Source organism: Lysinibacillus sp. NPDC098008 (assembly GCF_044760715.1).
Lineage (GTDB): Bacteria > Bacillota > Bacilli > Bacillales_A > Planococcaceae > Lysinibacillus.
Map to the genome: position 1 here is coordinate 98,073 of NZ_JBIWBA010000002.1, position 15,808 is coordinate 113,880.

Annotated in this window: 17 protein-coding genes; all 17 read right to left on the minus strand. The window is 37.8% G+C overall.

Annotation, left to right across the window (positions count from 1 at the left end):
- Positions 1 to 141 precede the first annotated feature (141 nt).
- Positions 142 to 1,029, minus strand: a complete 888-nt coding sequence (gene tsf / locus ACIQVU_RS02860) for a translation elongation factor Ts (RefSeq protein WP_340804763.1) — start codon at positions 1,027 to 1,029, stop codon at positions 142 to 144.
- A gap of 103 nt (positions 1,030 to 1,132) precedes the next feature.
- The gene (gene rpsB, locus ACIQVU_RS02865; RefSeq protein WP_340804762.1) at positions 1,133 to 1,855 is read right to left on the minus strand and encodes a 30S ribosomal protein S2; all 723 of its coding nucleotides are present in this window, start codon (positions 1,853 to 1,855) and stop codon (positions 1,133 to 1,135) included.
- Between the two features lie 159 nt (positions 1,856 to 2,014).
- Positions 2,015 to 2,590: a hypothetical protein gene (locus ACIQVU_RS02870; RefSeq protein WP_340804761.1), complete on the minus strand. Its 576-nt coding sequence runs from the start codon at positions 2,588 to 2,590 to the stop codon at positions 2,015 to 2,017.
- A 9-nt stretch (positions 2,591 to 2,599) separates the two neighbouring features.
- Positions 2,600 to 2,902 (minus strand): RNA polymerase subunit sigma, encoded by a 303-nt coding sequence (locus ACIQVU_RS02875; RefSeq protein WP_340804760.1) that lies wholly within the window; start codon positions 2,900 to 2,902, stop codon positions 2,600 to 2,602.
- A gap of 23 nt (positions 2,903 to 2,925) precedes the next feature.
- A complete protein-coding gene (locus ACIQVU_RS02880) occupies positions 2,926 to 3,702 on the minus strand; it encodes a FliA/WhiG family RNA polymerase sigma factor (protein ID WP_340804759.1) in 777 nt (258 codons plus the stop codon).
- A gap of 651 nt (positions 3,703 to 4,353) precedes the next feature.
- Entirely contained in the window at positions 4,354 to 4,722 is a 369-nt protein-coding gene (locus ACIQVU_RS02885; RefSeq protein ID WP_340804758.1) for a hypothetical protein, read from the minus strand.
- The gene (locus ACIQVU_RS02890; protein WP_340804757.1) at positions 4,722 to 5,225 is read right to left on the minus strand and encodes a chemotaxis protein CheD; all 504 of its coding nucleotides are present in this window, start codon (positions 5,223 to 5,225) and stop codon (positions 4,722 to 4,724) included. Before ACIQVU_RS02890 ends, ACIQVU_RS02885 begins: the two co-directional genes overlap by 1 nt.
- Positions 5,225 to 5,857, minus strand: coding sequence for a chemotaxis protein CheC (locus tag ACIQVU_RS02895; RefSeq protein ID WP_340804756.1), 633 nt, complete (start codon positions 5,855 to 5,857; stop codon positions 5,225 to 5,227). Before ACIQVU_RS02895 ends, ACIQVU_RS02890 begins: the two co-directional genes overlap by 1 nt.
- Before the next feature lie 9 nt (positions 5,858 to 5,866).
- Positions 5,867 to 6,313 carry a chemotaxis protein CheW gene (locus ACIQVU_RS02900; protein ID WP_340804755.1) on the minus strand — a complete coding sequence of 149 codons (447 nt, stop codon included), beginning with the start codon at positions 6,311 to 6,313 and terminating at the stop codon, positions 5,867 to 5,869.
- 26 nt (positions 6,314 to 6,339) lie between these two features.
- A complete protein-coding gene (locus tag ACIQVU_RS02905; protein WP_340804754.1) occupies positions 6,340 to 8,388 on the minus strand; it encodes a chemotaxis protein CheW in 2,049 nt (682 codons plus the stop codon).
- Between the two features lie 15 nt (positions 8,389 to 8,403).
- The gene (locus ACIQVU_RS02910; protein ID WP_402893779.1) at positions 8,404 to 9,555 is read right to left on the minus strand and encodes a protein-glutamate methylesterase/protein-glutamine glutaminase; all 1,152 of its coding nucleotides are present in this window, start codon (positions 9,553 to 9,555) and stop codon (positions 8,404 to 8,406) included.
- Positions 9,556 to 10,431 carry a MinD/ParA family protein gene (locus ACIQVU_RS02915; RefSeq protein ID WP_340804752.1) on the minus strand — a complete coding sequence of 292 codons (876 nt, stop codon included), beginning with the start codon at positions 10,429 to 10,431 and terminating at the stop codon, positions 9,556 to 9,558.
- The gene (gene flhF / locus ACIQVU_RS02920) at positions 10,428 to 11,603 is read right to left on the minus strand and encodes a flagellar biosynthesis GTPase FlhF (protein ID WP_402893782.1); all 1,176 of its coding nucleotides are present in this window, start codon (positions 11,601 to 11,603) and stop codon (positions 10,428 to 10,430) included. The genes ACIQVU_RS02915 and flhF overlap by 4 nt, the downstream gene beginning before the upstream one ends.
- Entirely contained in the window at positions 11,600 to 13,633 is a 2,034-nt protein-coding gene (flhA, locus tag ACIQVU_RS02925; RefSeq protein ID WP_340804750.1) for a flagellar biosynthesis protein FlhA, read from the minus strand. Before flhA ends, flhF begins: the two co-directional genes overlap by 4 nt.
- A 24-nt stretch (positions 13,634 to 13,657) precedes the next feature.
- A complete protein-coding gene (flhB, locus tag ACIQVU_RS02930; RefSeq protein WP_340804749.1) occupies positions 13,658 to 14,746 on the minus strand; it encodes a flagellar biosynthesis protein FlhB in 1,089 nt (362 codons plus the stop codon).
- Position 14,747: 1 nt separating this feature from the next.
- Positions 14,748 to 15,521 carry a flagellar biosynthetic protein FliR gene (gene fliR / locus ACIQVU_RS02935; protein WP_402893786.1) on the minus strand — a complete coding sequence of 258 codons (774 nt, stop codon included), beginning with the start codon at positions 15,519 to 15,521 and terminating at the stop codon, positions 14,748 to 14,750.
- A 4-nt stretch (positions 15,522 to 15,525) separates the two neighbouring features.
- Complete coding sequence (gene fliQ, locus ACIQVU_RS02940) at positions 15,526 to 15,795, minus strand: flagellar biosynthesis protein FliQ (RefSeq protein ID WP_340804747.1); 270 nt, start codon at positions 15,793 to 15,795, stop codon at positions 15,526 to 15,528.
- Positions 15,796 to 15,808 lie beyond the last annotated feature (13 nt).

The following is a 15,808-nucleotide window of genomic DNA, read 5'->3' on the forward strand; positions in this document are numbered from 1 at the left end:
ATTTTCTAGCTTATCATATTGATTCATCATAAGCTTATTTTTCATTTATTTCGGAAAAATAGGGAACACGCTATGTTGTGTTCCCCATTTTTTGCCTAGAAAATCTAGTAATTATTTGATTAGGATCAAATATGAGCTAAATTAGTTACCTTTAACTTGGCTCATTACTTCTTCTGCGAAGTTATCTTCACGTTTTTCAATACCTTCACCAACAGCATAACGTACAAAGCCGTTTACTGAACCACCAGTAGAAGCTACGAAATCACGTACTTTTTGATCTGAGTTTTTAACAAATGCTTGGTCAAGTAAGCAAATTTCTTCGAAGTATTTACCAAGACGACCTTCAACCATTTTTGCAACGATGTTTTCTGGCTTACCTTCGTTAAGAGCTTGCTCTGTTAATACTTTACGCTCACGTTCAACCTCATCAGCAGAAACTTCATCGCGAGAAACATAAGTTGGGTTAATTGCTGCAATATGCATTGCAACGTCTTTAGCAGCTGCTGCATCAGTAGAACCTTCTAAAGTTACTAATACACCAATACGACCACCCATGTGTAGGTAAGAACCGAATGCGTCTGCATCAGATTTTGTTTTAATTTCGAAACGACGAAGCGTAATTTTTTCACCAATTGTTGCAACAGCCGTAGAAATTTGATCTTCAATTTTTACGCCTTCAGCATTTGCAAGCTCTAATGCAGCCTCCACTGATGCTGGTTTAGCAGCAAGTAATTGCTCTGCTAAAGATGCAACTAATACTTGGAATTTTTCGTTTTTAGCAACAAAGTCTGTTTCAGCGTTTACTTCTAGGATGATTGCTTCATTACCTTGTTCTAAAATGTAAGTTGTACCTTCTGCAGCGATACGGTCAGCCTTTTTAGCAGCTGAAGAAAGACCTTTTTCACGTAGGAAATCGATTGCAGCTTCTAGGTTACCTTCTGTTTGTACTAACGCTTTTTTACAATCCATCATACCAGCGCCAGTTTTTTCGCGTAATTCTTTTACTAATTGTGCAGTAATGTTTGCCATTTAGTGTTTCCTCCTCAAATTGGTTGAACAAAAATTGAATAGCTAGGTTCTAAAAAAGGTGATAAGAGGTTTGAGCCACTTATCACCTTTTTGTAAACGTGAATTACTCAGCAGCAACAGCTTCAGCAGTTGGAGCTTCCTCTTCACCTTGTTTTGACTCGATTAAAGCGTCAGCCATTTTAGCAGTTAAAAGTTTAACAGCGCGAATAGCATCATCGTTAGCAGGGATTACGTAGTCAATTTCATCTGGATCACAGTTTGTATCAACAATACCTACTAGAGGGATGTTTAATTTACGAGCTTCAGCAACCGCAATGCGTTCTTTACGTGGGTCAACCACGAACATTACGTCTGGAAGTTCATGCATATCACGGATACCGCCTAAGAATTTAGTTAGACGTTCGTGTTCTTTTTTAAGTTGAATTACTTCTTTTTTAGGTAGAACTTCAAAAGTTCCTTCTTCTTCCATTTTTTCGATTTGTTTCATACGTGCAACACGTTTTTGAATTGTACCGAAGTTTGTAAGAGTACCACCTAACCAACGTTGGTTGATATAGTAGTTGCCTGAACGTTCAGCTTCATCTTTAATCGCTTCTTGTGCTTGTTTTTTCGTACCAACGAAAAGAACTTTACCACCGTCTTGACCAACTTGACGCATGAAGTCATAAGCTTCCTCTAATTTTTTAACAGTTTTTTGTAAGTCGATGATATAAATCCCGTTACGCTCAACGAAGATATATTTCTTCATTTTTGGGTTCCAACGACGAGTTTGGTGACCGAAATGTACACCAGCTTCAAGTAATTGTTTCATAGAAATTACTGACATGTGAATTTCCTCCTAGTATGTTTGGTTTTAATCCTCCGCATTTATCATCTGCAACAAGCTACCCTTATACCATAAGAGCACCACTTACTACATCAAAATGCGTGTGTAGTAATAACACCATTTGCAACTATACCATAGCTTTAAGCTATTCGCAACAATTTAGTGTTGGAATTTCAATAAAAGCTCAATTTCTGTTTGACCTTTTTGCAGTTGTTTCGCTATTTCTTCTGATGATTTTCCTTGTTTCGCCAATTCAAGCACTTGCTGCTCTAATGTTAGCTGTTGTGGGGCTTGTTGCACTTGATTGTTCGTTGCTGGAGCTTTAGGGCTAACATTTGCGCTAGCTTGCTGGTGACGTGAATAAGCGCTAGCTACCTTATTTTTAGGAATATAAATACGAGAATCATTTTCTAATGTTGTAGCAGTAGAGCTAGCCGCCTTTTCCTGTTGTGCTGCTGCTAAAGATGGCTGCTTTTGCTCTGGCTGTTCCGCCACCTGAACGGTTGCTGGTGCTAGCTCTGGCTGTGAAACATGTTGTAGCTCCTGAATAAGGCGATCATTTTCATCTTTCATTTCTGCTAAATATACGCTAATCGTATCATCCATTTCGCGCATTAAGCGTTCTTGTTTTTTTTCTAAATCCTTAAATTTTGCTAGCTTTGTATTTAAAATAATAAGGAAGTAAAACGATAGTAGTTGTAGAAAAAATAGTACCGCTATTAGTATGGTTGTCATTGGAATCTCCTATCCACTAAAATCCACAAAGTTTCCCTTAAACGGATGTTGTGCCTGTTTTTCATGCTGTTTCTTTTTCTTCTTTTTATAAACCCCTTCTACATATTCGCCACCAGCTTCTTCTTCCTCATTAATTTCATCCATACCCTCTGATGTATTGACAATTTTTTGCTTACGCTCTACTTCTTTTTTTAGCGCTTCATTTGCATGTGCTTGTTGAGCTAATGCTTGCTGTTGTGCCTGATCCGCCATTTTACCAGCTTCAAATGTTTTAGGAATAGCAATTTGCAATTCGACACCTTTTAAACTCATTGAAATCTCTCCCTTAAGAGTATTTACGCATTAATCATTTCGCTCGATAGTAGCTTTCGTAGCTTTAACAGCGCTTTGGAATGAATTTGTGAAATACGTGATGTTGATAGTTCGAGCATTTCACCAATTTCCGTCAGCGTTAATTCTTCTGTGTAAAATAAACTAAGGACAAGCTGCTCTTTATCATTAAGCTTTTGAATATTGTCAGCTAGATCATCCAATAGCTCTGATTTAATCATTGCTTGCTCAGGTGTTTGCATTGTATCATCCCGAATAACAAATGATTTGCCATCTGCTTCTTCTTGATCTTGTTGCTCATTAATTGATAAGACATTTGAAAAGAAATGCTCCTGCACCGTTTGGTAAACATCTTCAACAGGTAGCTGCATATGCTCCGCAAGTTCTTCAGGCGTTACATGACGCATATATTTTTGCTCTAGTTGTTCAATCTGAGCATCTAGCTTTTTCGCCTTTTCACGCGCTGAACGTGGTAGCCAATCTTCCTTGCGCAAACCATCTATAATCGCTCCTCTTACTCGGAACGAAGCATATGTATCAAATTTTAAATCTCTGTTAATATCAAATTTATTTAGTGCATCAAAAAGCCCTACCATGCCTAGGCTTGTTAAATCATCGCGCGATACACTCTTTGGTAAACCCGCAGCAATGCGCTGAACATGATATGATACTAAAGAAATATATTTTTTTATTAGTAAATCACCAGCATCTGGGTCCCGCTCATTAATCCAGCGATTCCACAGTTTTTGCTCATCGTTCGAAATCGGTTGTGGTTGTGTCATGAAATCCACCTCTCTAATAAACGCCTCTATACGTCCGTTGTTCATTGACTGCTTGCGCTTATAAAATTTCTTACTATATAAGGATTTCTTGGTTGTTCTATTGCGGCCAACAAATTTCGCAACAATGATTTCCATGCTATTCATCTATAAAAGCTTACTACTACAGTGCTATAAGCTCTTATTTATTATATGGAAATAATTACGATTGTTGTTGTACGTTTTGAGTAAATATCTCTAAAAGGATTTATCACTATAGTATATTAGGCGAGCTGACTTACTACTCTTCTTCCTAGAAAACTAGACTCGCCATTCCAAATAAATACTTTGTAACGAGTAATCATAGGAGCACTCGCCACCTTTCACTTTCATTAACTCGGATAAGTGTATTTTCGACTAAAAAAACATAAATCTCCAATTTTAGCGAAAACCTCTATAAGCTATTGCCATCTTTCCTATATTATAACAAGAATCAACTGTAATTTCATTTGTTTCTCTTCCTCTCTATAATATTCCTTTGCTTGATGTAGCTAAGGAGATTATTTAGGTGCATTCTTGTTCAATAGCTGCTACTACAATGTCAAAATCTTATAAATATATTGCCAAATTGTCCGTAGTATAAACAAAAAGAGCCGCTTTGTGCGACTCTTTACATTAAGCATTTGCTTGTTGCTTTTCTTCTCGATCCATCATTGTACGTACAACTTGTGCAATTTCCTCTGCATTTTCATCTTGAAATTCCACAGTTGACTGAGCGATTGGTGTTTCTTGACTGTGCTCTTCAAGGCGCTCTTTTTCCTCATCTTGTTCGCCTACAAATGCTTCTTCATTATCTTCAGGTGTATACAGTATATACGCTATAATAAAACGCACGATATACATAGCAATAAACACAATGATGGCTGCAACAAGAGAGCTGATAATAATGCGAAGGGGTGTATATGGTTTTTGAAAGATGCTAAAAAAATAAACCGAAAAGGCAATTAATGCTCCCCAGAGATTGTAAAATATAGAACCAAACATTAGATTTCGCTCACTCCTTGGTTAACCGTTCGAATATGTAAGATTGACGTTTCGGGATTAAATTCAATCGTTCGCCCGCTATTTCCACCAGTATCCTCGGCTACTAAAGGAATGCCATGTCGTTTCAATTCGTTTTTAACAGCTTCTACATTACGGGGACCAATACGCATCGAATCCTTATCTGAAGTAAACTGAAACATTTGCGCTCCGCCTGCAATTTTTGCCTTTAGTTTAAATTTTTGAACGCCTTCTAATTTTAAAAGGTCTATCATTGCTGCAATACCTGTATCTGCAAATTTAGCCACATTCAGCGACTCTGTTCTTCCTAAGCTAGAGTCTGGTAACATCACATGGATTAACCCAGCAATTTTTTTGGACTCATCATATAAAATAACACCAACACAGGAGCCAAGACCTGAAGTTCGAATCGTATTTGGTAGCTTTACTACATCCATTTGTGCAATTCCCACTTTAATCACCTGTCCACTACTGTTTAGCATCATTATGAAACTCCTAATGCTGTAAAAATAGCATCAAATGAATCTGGATCTGGTAATAGGAAGAAATGTCCTCTTACTGTTTCGTGGTCCTCTACACCTTCTTCAAAAATGGATGTATTAATAACAATGACATTATCACTAACATGTGATAATTCGATTAGGCCGATACTAATAATCGCACCAAACATATCAACGCTTAGCCCAGGTACAGTTGGATAAATTTTTAAATTTGTAAAGTCAGATAAGGCAGATAAATAGGAGCCTGATAAAATATTTCCCATTTCCTGCATAGCCGATAAGCCTAGCTCAGAAACAGGTCGCTTTTTAAAATCAAATGTTTCATCATAAATAAGGCGACGAATAAAACGATTTGCTTGCTCAATAGGTAGGATGAAGAACATACTTCCTTCTGCATCTCCTTCAATGCGGAGATAAATACCTACAACAACGTTTTCTGAGCCGCCAGCAAGCTCCATCATATCATTGAAGGAAACCATCTCTACCTTTGGGACACGCATATCAATTTTTTTCCCAAGTAAACTGGAAAGTGCTGTCGCAGCATGCGCAGCACCAATATTTCCAATTTCTTTTAGTACATCTAAATGTAGCGATGTAATTTTTTGATTAAATGTCATTATCGATCCCTACTTTAGTGGATTTAATACTTTCTCTAAATGCAATAAAATTAATAATCGCTTTTCTACTTTCGCAACGCCTGAAATAAATTCTTCCTCCAACGAACCTACAACCTCAGGCTGTGGTTCAATAGCACTTGCAGGAATATCAATAACATCATTTGCAGAGTCTACAACAAAGCCTACTTCCATATCTTCTAATGAAATAATAATAATGCGCGTTGTTTCCTCATGCTCAGAAACGGGTAATTCAAAGCGTTCACGTAAATCAACAATCGGCGTTACAACCCCACGTAGATTAATAACACCTTTTACATATTTCGCTGTTTTTGGCACACGCGTAATATGCATTAATTTTTCGATTCCTTGTACATGTGATACAGGAATGGCATATTCTTTATCTGCTAATTGAAAAACAATGACTTTAATACTTTCTTGTTCCACTGCATTTGTCATACTTTACACCTCTCTATTCATTCACCTTATTTAATTAATGCATTGCAATCGACAATTAAGGCTACTTTCCCGTTACCTAAAATTGTTGCACCTGAAATAGCAAAGATATTTGTTAAGTAATTTCCTAGTGACTTCAAGACAATCTCCTGTTGACCGATAAAGGAATCTACCACTAAACCTGCAAGCTTTTCACCTTTACGAACAATAACAACTGAATGGAATTCCTCATCCTGTTGCTCTTTACGAGGCACTTCAAAGATTTCCTCTAAGAATACCAATGGAACAACTTTGCCACGGAAGTCGATTACTTTTTGATTATGTGCATTCATAATCTCTGATGAACGGATAATAGATGTTTCGATAATAGACGATAGTGGAATTGCATAAATCTCTTTTTCAATTTCCACAAGCATAACTGAAATAATCGATAATGTTAGTGGTAGTTGAATAGAGAATTTTGAGCCTACATCTTGTGTAGATTCAATGGAAATATTCCCACCAAGTGATTCAATTGTTGTTTTTACAACATCCAGCCCTACACCTCGACCCGATACATCAGAAATAACATCTGCTGTCGAGAAGCCTGAAGCTAAAATTAGCTCATTAATTTGCTTATCAGACATGGAGTAGGATTGTTCTTGTGTAACAACACCTTTAGCAATAGCCTTTGCTAATACTTTATCACGATTAATACCTGCACCGTCATCTTCAATTTCAATAAAGACATAGTTGCCACTATGGTAGGCACGCAGTACAACCGTTCCTTCTTCTGGCTTACCTTTTGCACGACGAGTCGTTGGGTTTTCAATACCATGATCCACAGAGTTGCGGATTAAATGGACAAGTGGATCGCCAATTTCATCAATAACGGTACGGTCAAGCTCTGTTTCAGCACCAATAATTTCAAGGTTTATTTTTTTATTTAAATCACGCGATAGCTGACGAATCATTTTTGGGAAGCGGTTGAATACCGTTTCAACTGGCACCATGCGCATTGTTAAAATGATTGTTTGTAAATCACCCATTACACGGCTCATACGCTCTACTGTTTCATTTAGCTCACCATGGTTCACTTCTGATGAAATCGACTGTAATCGACCACGGTCAATCACCAGCTCTTCAAATAAATTCATTAAAATATCTAGACGTTCAATATTCACACGAATCGTTTTATTCCCAACAGGCGCATGGTGATTTTTATCAGCCTTTGCAGGAGCTGCTGCTTTTTCAGGCTTTGCTACAGGCTCAGCTTTTGCTGGTACAGCCGCTTCTTCTACTGTTGCTGTCGCAACTACTTCTTGCTGTGCTTCAAATTCTTTTTCACTAAATGCTTTTTGATTGATCGGTGTTACAATTACTTCCTCAACCTCAGAAACTTTCATAAGCTTTTTCTGCATATCTTCGGCTGACTCTTTTGTGACAAATGCTACATAAAACTGTTGATCAAATTGTTCATCCTCAAGCTTTTCAACAGATGGACTTGCTTTAATAACATCCCCATCTTTTTCTAAAATCTCAAATACCATAAAGACGCGTGCAGCCTTTAGTAGACAATCTTCACGTAATTTCACTGAAATCTCAAACGCATGGAAGCCTTGCTCGGAGGATTGCGTAATAACCGTTTGCTCAAAGCCATCGTAGTGTAAAGTGCTTTCTACAGCTGCTGGCGCCACCTCAGGTACTACCACCGCTTCCTCTCCTAATTCGATACGCTTCAGCTGTGCAACCGTTGACGATACATCTCGCTTGCCATCTCCACCGCTTGCAATATCCATTACCATTTCTTCTAAATGATCAACAGATTCAAAGACAACATCTAAAATTTCAGGTGTAACATGAATTTTTTCATTACGAATCGCATCTAACACGTTTTCCATTTTATGTGTTAAATCGGCTAAATCTTCAAAGCCCATTGTAGCAGACATACCTTTTAATGTATGCGCAGAACGGAAAATTTCCCCTACAATCGCCAAATCATCTGGGCTTTTTTCTAATTCTAATAAATGCTCGCTACATGCTTGTAAATGCTCTTTACTTTCTTCAATAAACATCTCTAAATATTGATTGACTTCCATAAGAGGACACCCCTTTTAAGGCAAATATTTCATTATTGTTTGTGCAATATCATCCACATCTGCAACCTCATCCACAAGCTGTGTTTCTACGGCTGCTTTTGGCATCCCATAGACAATGCAAGTTTCTGCTGATTCTGCAATGGCAATGACATTTCCAGTATTTTTCAGCACTTTTAAGCCATTAGAGCCATCATGCCCCATGCCTGTCATAATTACGGCTACTTTATCAAAATCATTATATTGGCTAACATCTTCGAACATAACATCTACAGAAGGTCGATGGCCAGCTCTAGGGGCCTCCTGATTATCAAGGACAATGCCAAATGTCGTTCCTACTTTTCTCAGCTTTAAATGATAGCCACCAGGCGCAATATAAGCCACGCCATTTTGTAAAATATCACCCTGCTCAGCTTCCTTTACATTAATTTCACTGAGCTGGTCAAGACGTGTGGCGAGTGATTTGGTAAATCCTGCTGGCATATGTTGAACAATTAAAATAGGCGCTTGAATGGACTTTGGAATTTTAGTAATAACCTCCTGAAGTGCGCGAGGTCCTCCTGTTGATGTGCCAATTAGCACAATTTTCCTTCCTGTTCTGCTCCACCCTGCCTGTGATCTTACCGCTTCTAATTTAGCTGGGATGGGAGTTGCAGGAGTCGACATTCGTTGCTGCTGTGGTTCCTTTATTACAGTGTTCACCTTTGGTACTGGTTCTTGTTGACGTTTACTACCAGAAGGGGTTTTCAATTTGGAAACTGGCACCAATGCTGCTTGTTCTACTTTATGCACAAGCTCACTTTGGACTTTATGTAAATCAAGAGAGATCGTTCCGCTTGGCTTGGCGACAAAATCTATAGCTCCATTTTCAATTGCTGCTATGGCATTTTCTGTCCCGCGCTGTGTGGTGCTAGAAAGCATGACAACAGGAACTGGGCATTGTGCCATAATTTCCTTCAAAGCATCTAGCCCATTCATTTCAGGCATCTCAATATCCATTGTTACAACTGTTGGTTTCAATGTTTGAATCTTTTTTATTGCATCTTTGCCATTTCGTGCTGTACCGACTACCTCCACCTTCGAGTTGCCAACAAAAAAGTCACTAATTAGCTTTCTCATAAAAGCAGAATCATCCACAACTAATAGCTTGCTTTTATGTAAAAAGTCCAATTAATCACGCCCTTTCGAAAAAATACTTCTTAGTTTTGTTAAAAATCTCTTTGCTGTCTGGTCATGTGCATGTATTTCTTCTGCACGATGCTCCATAAAACGAACGACTATTAGCTGTAATGTCTTTGAAATAAGTGCGTCTGGATAAGCAAGTGAAAATGGTACTTGCTCACGCACAGCCTTACGCACAACAGGGTCTTCGGGTAATGAGCCTAGAATTGTCACATCTTTATCCAAAAAACGCTTCATTGTAAGCTGTAAACGTTCATTTGTTTCAATGCCTTCTTCTTTGCTAAAAGCACGGTTACAAAGAATATAAAACTGCTTCTCTGGATCGCGCACATGAATATACTTCATCATTGAGTATGCATCTGTTATAGAAGTCGGCTCCGCAGTTGAAATAACAATAATTTCATCAATGGAGGTTAGTAAATCTAACGACCAATTTGTCGCACCTGCTCCCATATCAAATAGAATATAATCAAAATCCTTTTGAAGTTGTTCAAATGCCTGAATAAGTCGTTCAAACATGCTCTCTGACCAATCAAGAACCCCTGTCATACCAGACCCACCTGCAATATATTGTAAACCATGGGGTCCCTCAAATATTACCTCATCTAGTAACTTATTTCCTTCCAAATAATCTTTTAAACTATAAGAAGCATTTTTTCCAATTAAAATATTGATATTTCCCATACCAATATCCATATCAACAATGGCAACTTTTTTTCCTTTATGGACCAATGTTATGGCAAAATTCATCGTGAAGTTACTTTTACCAACTCCACCTTTGCCGCTTACAACTGCAATTGCTCTGCCTAGCTCTCCTTGCTGCCTCATCATTTTCAAGCGCAGTGTTTCAGCTTGATCTCTCATTTTTCTTCACCTTGAAAAAACAAATTAAGCACTGCTTCTAAATCAGCTTCCTCAATATCCTCTGGTACTTCTTGACCATTTGTATAGTAAGCAAGTCCTTTATTATATTTAATCATTAAATTGACCATTGTGCCAATAGAATTTGTTTCATCAATTTTAGTGAAAATGAATTTTTCAATTGGTAACTGCTTAAATTGGTCTACAATGTTCACCATATCTTTTTCTTTTGTCGTCATAGCAAGGACTAGATAGGATTCTGCTTGATCATCAAATTTAATAAGACGTTGGAGATCATCTACATATTTTACTTCTTTATAATTTCGGCCAGCTGTATCGATAAATACTAAGTCTAAATGGGATAATTTTTGAATAGCCTGTTCAAAATCTGTTGCATTATAGGCAATTTCAACAGGAGCCTGTAATAACCCAGCATATGTTTTTAGCTGCTCTATTGCAGCAATTCGGTAAGTATCAGTCGTAATAAAACCAATTTTCTTCTTTTTTTCTAATACTGCTCTCGCTGCCATTTTGGCAATTGTTGTCGTTTTACCAACACCCGTTGGGCCTAAAACATTAATATATTTTCGTTCGTAAGACAATCCTCCCATTGGAAGTCCTTCTAGCTTTTTACGCAATAAATTTTTTGTTATTAATTTGCATTGTGAAAAGTTTATTTCTGACGCTTCTTTAAAATACATAAAAAGCTCATCACCAATCGTTGTGATGAGCTCTTCACTTAGCTCTTGCTGTCTTAAGTATTCAATGAAGGGTAAGAGTTCATCGGGATATTGAGCTTGGGTAGTCTTTTTATGCATAGATTGCATTAAAGATTTTAAATCTGCAATTTCCTTCCTCAATTCTTCTGAAATACCAGTGTCCTCGTTTACAGCATCAGGCTGTGGTTGATCCTGATGAATTTTTGCTTGAATAGCGTTTGTAAGCTCTTGTAGCCTTGCATTGTCTTTTGTTGCTGGAGGTGCTGGAGCTACAAGTGTTGGTTCAATTGTATCAACACCTGCAACTACTTCAAAACTTTTCTTTTTAATCATACCAAAAAATTTTTTAGTAATGATTACTTTTGAGTTTAATATAACAGCGTCCTCACCTAACTCTGCCCGCACTTGCTTCATCGCTTCTGGTATGGAAGATGCATAATATTTTTTCATTTTCATTGAACATTCACCACCCCAACACTTTGAATTTCAACCGAAGCATCCAATTCATTATAAGAAAGAACTGGAATTTGCGGGAAATAACGTTCTGTTAATTGTCGTAAGTACATTCGCACCGCTGGCGAGCATAAAATAATAGCCGATTGTTCCATAAAGGAAACACGTTCTACTTCTGCAGCAATCGTTTCTAATATTGTTTGAGAATCTTGTGGGTCCATTGCTAAATAATTGCCATGATCCGTTTGTTGAATACTATCCGCAATCATTTTTTCTACTTTCCCTGACACTGTAATAACCTTTAATGCTGGGCTATCTCCAACATACTGGGCAGTAATTTGACGAGCCAATGATTGTCGTACATATTCCGTTAAAATATCTGTGTCACTTGTTAGCTTAGCGTAATCAGCCAATGTTTCAAAAATAATTGGTAGGTTACGTACTGAAACATTTTCTCGTAGCAGCTTGCCAAGTACCTTTTGAATTTCACCCGTAGATAAAGGTGTAGGTGTTAATTCTTCGACTAAAATTGGATGTGTTTCGCGTAAATGATCGATCAATTGCTTTGTTTCTTGACGACCTAGCAATTCGTGAGCATTTGCACGAATGACTTCTGTTAAGTGTGTTGAAACTACACTTGGCGGGTCTACAACTGTGTAGCCAAACATCTCTGCCTCTTCCTTTACCTGCTCTGTAATCCATTTAGCAGGTAATCCAAATGAAGGTTCAACTGTATCAATGCCTTCAATCGAATCATCGTCCCCAGGGCTCATTGCTAAATAATGATCCAGCAATAGCTCGCCTCGTGCCATTTCATTGCCTTTAATTTTGATGCGATATTCATTTGGCTGAAGCTGAATATTGTCACGAATACGAACAACTGGAATCACTATTCCTAATTCCAATGCTAGCTGACGACGAATCATAATTACACGATCTAATAAATCTCCGCCTTGGGCAGCATCCACTAAAGGAATTAATCCGTAGCCAAATTCAAATTCAATCGGGTCCACATTTAATAAATTCACAACATTTTCAGGGCTTTTCATACCGTCTGTTGCCACTTCTTCCTCAATTTCCAGTAATTCCTCTTCATCCTCAGGCTTCTTACGTCCCATCATATATGCTCCTGCAATAAGAGCTATTCCTATCGGTAATGTTATCCAATCTGGAATTGGCGTAAATAATCCTAGTAAGATAATTGTACCACCAGCTACATATAGCAGCTTCGCTTGAGCAAATAGCTGTCCTGTAATATCCTCACCAAGACTTCCTTTAGAAGAGGCACGCGTTACAACAATCCCTGTTGCAGTTGAAATTAGTAGTGCAGGAATTTGAGAAACGATACCATCTCCTACTGTTAGCTTTGAAAAGTGCGTTGCTGCCTCAGCAAATGGGAGCCCCATTTGCACGACACCAATGACAATACCAAAGAGTAAGTTAATAATAACCATTACCATTGAAGCAATGGCATCTCCTTTTACAAATTTTGTGGCACCATCCATTGCTCCATAAAAATCTGCTTCTCCTGCTACTTTTTCACGTCGTTCACGTGCTTCTTTTTCGGAAATAATTCCTGCATTTAAGTCAGCATCAATACTCATTTGTTTACCAGGCATCGCATCGAGCGTGAAACGAGCTGCTACTTCAGCCACACGCTCCGAACCTTTTGTAATAACAATAAACTGAATGAGTACAAGAATTAAAAAGACAACTAGACCAACAAGAACATTTCCTCCAACTACAAAGTCACCAAAGGTTTCAACAACCGCTCCTGCATCGCCATTTGCCAAAATAGCACGGGTTGTCGAAACACTTAAGCCTAATCGGAACAAGGTTAATAGTAAAATTACTGAAGGGAAAATGGAAAAATCCAATGCTTCCTTCATACTCATTGCTGTTAACAGTACAATTATGCCAAATGTAATATTCATGACAATTAAGAAACTTAACATCCATGGAGGAAGAGGGATGATGAGCATCGCAACGATTAAAATAACCGCACCTAAAACCCCGATATCGCGAACTTTCATTTGTGTCCCTCCTACTTAAAAGCTTTAAATTTTTCGCTTCATGCGATAAACATAAGCGAGTACCTCTGCTACGGCTTTAAAAAATTCTTCTGGTACTTGATCGCCGATTTCTACCTGATCATACATAGCACGCGCTAATGGTCTATTTTCTACCATAATGACATCATGCTCTTTAGCAATCAGTTTAATTTTTTGAGCGATAAAGTCTGTACCCTTTGCAACGACACGGGGAGCATCCATACTGTCCTCATCGTATTTAAGAGCAATCGCATAGTGAGTAGGGTTCGTAATCACAACATCTGCATTTGGCACCTCTGACATCATACGCCGCATTGCCATTTCACGTTGACGCTGCTTGATTTTCGATTTAATCAGTGGGTCACCCTCACTATTTTTATATTCATCTTTAATATCCTGCTTAGACATTTTAAGATTTTTTTCATAGTCATGTTTTTGATACATCCAGTCTAAAACGGAAACACATAGTAACACTAACGAAGCCGCTATTCCCATAATACCAACAAGCTTCCCTACTGTTAGCAGTGTCATCCATGGACTTTTAAAAGAAAGCGCTAAAACCTCTGGCAAGTTTGTCCAAACAATAATCGTTGTTACACCACCGATAAAGCCAATTTTTAAGACTGACTTTAACAGCTCCACGATGGCCTTAACAGAAAAGATTTTTTTCAGCCCTTTAATGGGGTCCATTTTTTTTAAATCAAATTTCATTGGCTCTAATGTAAAGAGAAAGCCAAATTGTAGAAAATTACCTGCAAGTGCTCCAACAATGGCAATCACCATAATTGGAACAATAATAAAAGCCATTTGTATTAATGTTTCGGAAAATAGGCGCATCACACTATCAATTGTTAATGATTCAACGCGTATATTATGAATAAAGGTTTGCCTAAAAAATGCTAATAGCTCGTCACGTAAAGAGCCTGCAAAGAAAAGTAAAAAGATAAATACCATCAGCATTACAACGGCACTTGTAATATCCTGACTTTTAACAACCTGCCCTTTTTTTCGAGCATCCTGTCGTTTCTTAGGGGTTGCCTTTTCGGTTTTTTCACCTGCAAAAAACTGAATATCTAAATTTAGTAGTAGCTTCATACTATCCACCACCTAAAACAGCCATTAAATCACGTATACCATAAATCATGATGGTAATGAGCTTTTGAATAACTTGAACCATAACAGCTATCATTGTAAACATCACTAAAAAACTAACACCAATTTTAATAGGAAAACCGACAACAAAAATGTTTAATTGTGGTACTGTCTTTGCCGTAATCCCTAAAGCTAAATCGACTAAAAACAATGTTGCAACAACAGGTGCAGCCATTTGGAAGGCGATAGCAAAAACAGCCGTAAATGTTGTGACAATAAACTGCATATAGCCTTCACTTGAAAAATTCGGAAATTGATCCATCGGTAAAAATTGATAACTATAATAAATACCATTGAGAATCATATGATGACCATCGATGGCTAACAATACAAGAAATGCTAGTATGTTAAAAAATTGACCAATTAATGGACTTTGAGCACCTGTTTGTGGGTCAATAATATTCGCAATAGCGAAACCCATTTGAAAGTCGATAAAGCTTCCCGCAATCTGAATTGCAGACATAATGATATAGCCAACAAGACCAAGCAATAGTCCCACAAGCGCTTCTTTCATCACTAGTAATATGTACTCGTCATTAAAGACAAATGGCTCAACATCTAACGTATAATACATCATCCAAGCTAAAACGAGCGCGAGTGTAATTTTAACTTGTGCTGGAATCGTCCTATACGAAAAAAAAGGAACCGTCACAAAAAATGCGGAGACACGCACAAGCACTAATAAAAAAACCGTTAAATGCGGAATTAATTCATCCATAAACTCACCCTATATAACGCGTCAGGTTCTCAAAAATGTCTCTCGCATAGCTTGTAACTTGAGATAACATCCATGGACCAAAAAATACGATAGCCACTAAAACGGCAACAATTTTTGGTACAAATGCTAATGTTTGCTCTTGAATCGACGTTGTTGCTTGAAAGATACTTACCGCTAAACCCGTAATTAAAGCAACTAATAGTAGCGGACCGCTTGTTAGAAGGACAATCATAATAGCACGCTCTGCAACGGAAATAACCAATTCACCTGTCATACTGTATCATCCC

What these genes read in the sequence shown, in the direction of transcription:
- tsf (WP_340804763.1), bottom strand. Translation starts at nt 1,029, where the DNA reads ATGGCAAACATTACTGCACAATTAGTAAAAGAATTACGCGAAAAAACT.
- rpsB (WP_340804762.1), bottom strand. Translation starts at nt 1,855, where the DNA reads ATGTCAGTAATTTCTATGAAACAATTACTTGAAGCTGGTGTACATTTC.
- ACIQVU_RS02870 (WP_340804761.1), bottom strand. Translation starts at nt 2,590, where the DNA reads ATGACAACCATACTAATAGCGGTACTATTTTTTCTACAACTACTATCG.
- ACIQVU_RS02875 (WP_340804760.1), bottom strand. Translation starts at nt 2,902, where the DNA reads ATGAGTTTAAAAGGTGTCGAATTGCAAATTGCTATTCCTAAAACATTT.
- ACIQVU_RS02880 (WP_340804759.1), bottom strand. Translation starts at nt 3,702, where the DNA reads ATGACACAACCACAACCGATTTCGAACGATGAGCAAAAACTGTGGAAT.
- ACIQVU_RS02885 (WP_340804758.1), bottom strand. Translation starts at nt 4,722, where the DNA reads ATGTTTGGTTCTATATTTTACAATCTCTGGGGAGCATTAATTGCCTTT.
- ACIQVU_RS02890 (WP_340804757.1), bottom strand. Translation starts at nt 5,225, where the DNA reads ATGATGCTAAACAGTAGTGGACAGGTGATTAAAGTGGGAATTGCACAA.
- ACIQVU_RS02895 (WP_340804756.1), bottom strand. Translation starts at nt 5,857, where the DNA reads ATGACATTTAATCAAAAAATTACATCGCTACATTTAGATGTACTAAAA.
- ACIQVU_RS02900 (WP_340804755.1), bottom strand. Translation starts at nt 6,313, where the DNA reads ATGACAAATGCAGTGGAACAAGAAAGTATTAAAGTCATTGTTTTTCAA.
- ACIQVU_RS02905 (WP_340804754.1), bottom strand. Translation starts at nt 8,388, where the DNA reads ATGGAAGTCAATCAATATTTAGAGATGTTTATTGAAGAAAGTAAAGAG.
- ACIQVU_RS02915 (WP_340804752.1), bottom strand. Translation starts at nt 10,431, where the DNA reads ATGAGAGATCAAGCTGAAACACTGCGCTTGAAAATGATGAGGCAGCAA.
- flhF (WP_402893782.1), bottom strand. Translation starts at nt 11,603, where the DNA reads ATGAAAATGAAAAAATATTATGCATCTTCCATACCAGAAGCGATGAAG.
- flhA (WP_340804750.1), bottom strand. Translation starts at nt 13,633, where the DNA reads ATGAAAGTTCGCGATATCGGGGTTTTAGGTGCGGTTATTTTAATCGTT.
- flhB (WP_340804749.1), bottom strand. Translation starts at nt 14,746, where the DNA reads ATGAAGCTACTACTAAATTTAGATATTCAGTTTTTTGCAGGTGAAAAA.
- fliR (WP_402893786.1), bottom strand. Translation starts at nt 15,521, where the DNA reads ATGGATGAATTAATTCCGCATTTAACGGTTTTTTTATTAGTGCTTGTG.
- fliQ (WP_340804747.1), bottom strand. Translation starts at nt 15,795, where the DNA reads ATGACAGGTGAATTGGTTATTTCCGTTGCAGAGCGTGCTATTATGATT.